Raw genomic sequence first — 703 nt, 5'->3', positions numbered from 1 at the left:
ACGACGACCCGATCGAGGCCGCCATGCTCCGCCAGACCGGCGTCAGCGCCTCCGCCGGCGGCACCGACGGCCTCGGCTCGGTGATCCGCCGCACCGTCCTCGACCACATGATTGCCGCTGCCGAGGCGGCCGAGGGCGCGGTGATCAGCAGCTCCGACCTGCTCGCCCATCTCGCCCGCACCGACGCCGACCGCTTCGGCCGCGTCGGCAAGGAGACCGACTCGGCCTGGCTGTCCCGCGCTGGCAAGGCCCTGCGGGGCGAACTGGCCATCCTGGGAACGGAGCTGGAGCCGACCCGGATCACCCTCGCCGACGGCTCCCGGCCCAACGGCTACACCCTGGCGGACCTGCGCGCCGCCGCCGCGAACCTGACCTCCGCCGCCTGACCCGGCGCCCCGTTCGCCCGGTTTCGTCCCCCTGACGGACCCGTGCCAGCCCCGGGAAGCCGCAGGTCACAGCCTCGCCCCTCCGGTCACGACCCCTGCCGCCCCCTGCCGTCGCAGGCCCCATCCGGGCGGGGGTCGGCAGGGGAGCCCCGGACACCGGCACCCCTGTGACCTGCGGATATCCCGGCACGGCGAAGGTCCGTCAAGGCGCCCTGGCCTACCCAAACCACCCCAAAGAACCCTCCCTGGAAGGGGACCCGTCCGTGCTGCTCACCGTCTCCGCCGCCACCTTCTTCGGCGTCCTGCTGGTCGTCATG

At 74.0% G+C, this 703-nt stretch carries 1 protein-coding gene; it reads left to right on the top strand.

The genetic code is table 11. The features are described 5' to 3' along the window. Nucleotides 1-386: hypothetical protein (locus tag IE329_RS40035; RefSeq protein WP_229928170.1), on the top strand; the 386-nt coding region annotated here is incomplete at its 5' end. Nucleotides 387-703: the final 317 nt, after the last annotated feature.

This window comes from Kitasatospora indigofera (assembly GCF_014655955.1).
Taxonomy (GTDB): domain Bacteria; phylum Actinomycetota; class Actinomycetes; order Streptomycetales; family Streptomycetaceae; genus Kitasatospora; species Kitasatospora indigofera.
This window is presented reverse-complemented; position numbering and strand designations above follow the sequence as displayed.